Annotated in this window: 2 protein-coding genes; one reads left to right on the forward strand and one right to left on the reverse strand. The window is 45.7% G+C overall.

Going from position 1 to position 1,913, the window contains the following annotated elements; translation table 11 throughout:
- Positions 1–139: 139 nt before the first annotated feature.
- A complete protein-coding gene (locus tag AB4583_RS21385) occupies positions 140–919 on the forward strand; it encodes a TSUP family transporter (protein WP_012603222.1) in 780 nt (259 codons plus the stop codon).
- On the opposite strand, the gene AB4583_RS21390 is transcribed toward AB4583_RS21385, so the two are convergent.
- Positions 870–1,715: a LysR family transcriptional regulator gene (locus AB4583_RS21390; protein WP_372119290.1), complete on the reverse strand. Its 846-nt coding sequence runs from the start codon at positions 1,713–1,715 to the stop codon at positions 870–872. The two genes, AB4583_RS21385 and AB4583_RS21390, sit on opposite strands and share 50 nt — an antisense overlap.
- Positions 1,716–1,913: the final 198 nt, after the last annotated feature.

Here is a 1,913-nt window from a genome sequence, read left to right on the forward strand (position 1 = left end):
CCTCCTCCTACTCGATTCTGTTATTCCGCGGTAGCTTAATGATGAATATTTGGAATAGGTTAGAATCTTGTGTTTCGTTATTGCTCGTCTGCTGTGAGTGGTAACTTGTCGCTACACAGGATTTTAAGGCGTTGGGTATATGGAAATTACTCTAGAAATATTGGCTATCTTGTTTGTTGTTGCAACGGCAGCAGGCTTTATTGATGCAATGGCTGGCGGCGGTGGGTTACTGACTCTACCTGCATTGCTAGCGGCTGGAGTTCCACCCACGCAGGCACTGGCAACCAACAAACTCCAAAGCTCATTTGGCAGCTTCTCCGCGAGTTGGTATTTCGTGCGCAACGGTATCGTCAGCATCAAAGAGATGCGCCTTGCTATCTTTTGTACCTTTATTGGCTCTGCAATTGGCGCTGAGTTAGTCCAGCACATTGATGCGAGCCTACTGACCAGTGTTATCCCACTGCTGCTTATCGCTATCTCTCTCTATTTCCTGTTGGCACCCCAAACTAGAGCGTCTGAAGGAAAACAGAAGATCTCTGAGGCGATGTTTGCTCTGTGTATTGGTGGCGGCGTGGGTTTCTATGATGGCTTTTTTGGCCCAGGAACAGGTTCTATCTTCACCGTCTGCTTTGTTGCTATTGGTCACTTCTCGTTAGTCGATGCTACGGCGCGTACTAAAGTACTTAACTTTACCTCGAATATCGCTGCCTTAATTTTCTTTATTTTGGCTGGTTTGCCTATTTGGGAGTTGGGATTAGTGATGGCGGTCGGTGGATTTATGGGCGCTCAGCTTGGCGCTAAAGTGGTGGTGACAAAAGGGCAGAAATGGATTCGCCCCCTTGTGATCGTGATGTCGATGCTAATGGCGTCTAAACTGCTTTGGGAACAGCATCAACAATGGATTCTATCAGTGTTTTAACTCGTGGAGACTGGTAACTATTTGGTCTGACACAGATATGAATCGGCCGAATCAAGCCTGCTAATTCGGTGAAGCTATACAGATATTGAGGCTCAATATTGAGTGTTTTTACGATAGAGAGCGGGATCAACGCTGGCCCAGCCCCGCCCAATGCAAGTTGCGCCGCTGCGGTGTAGGCATCCATCTCCATCAAGGGTTTGATACCAAATTTTTCTAATACAGAAAGTTGATAAGAATTGGCTGGATTGGTCATGTCGTTAGTGATGACCATTGGAGGGAGATCCGTTAGCGGCGACTTACTCACTATGTAAAACGGTTCATCAAAAAGATGGAAGGTCATCAACCCATGATGTGGTGGCAGTAAGCCAGCACACAACCCCAAGGTCGCCTTGCCGGACTGCACCCGTTCGATAATTCTCGGCGTGTGGTTGGTGGTAATGGTGATGTACTTATCTTGCTGGATAAATTGGCCCATCATCTCACCTAAATAACCGGCTATCAGAGACTTATTGCTGTCTAGGGTGATGAGAGTGGTATCTTCCAACTCTTGCTGTTCATAAATAAGCCCACGAAGTTCATTGAATGTCGGGCCAATACTCTCGATTAATGCTATCGCATCTGGCGTGAGTTTTATCTGTCGGCCACTCGGTTCAATGAGCTTTTTACCTAGCTTCTTTTCTAAATTCGCAATCCGTTTGCTGACCGCTGATTGGCTGATATAAAGCAAACTGCCTGTGCGGCTCATGGTCTTTGCTTTACTCAATACCAGTAGAGTTTCGATTCCTTCGAGTAGCATTGGGTTATATTCATGAAATTTGGGAATGATTGTTTCAACTTACCTCAAACAACATTCATTCTCTAGTCTTGAAACTAAAGCTTTGAACCAAGTTAGGTATTTTTAGCTATGCTCGCACGTGTAGCGCGAGAGCATAATAATTGTGTTGGGGAGCTCAAATTAAGAAAGGCTCCTTTACGGCTGTCTCTTATACACAAA

The organism is Vibrio sp. 10N.222.49.C12, from assembly GCF_041475025.1.
GTDB lineage: Bacteria > Pseudomonadota > Gammaproteobacteria > Enterobacterales > Vibrionaceae > Vibrio > Vibrio crassostreae_C.

Coding starts and splice junctions, on each gene's coding strand:
- AB4583_RS21385 (WP_012603222.1), top strand. CDS start 140: ATGGAAATTACTCTAGAAATATTGGCTATCTTGTTTGTTGTTGCAACG.
- AB4583_RS21390 (WP_372119290.1), bottom strand. CDS start 1,715: ATGCTACTCGAAGGAATCGAAACTCTACTGGTATTGAGTAAAGCAAAG.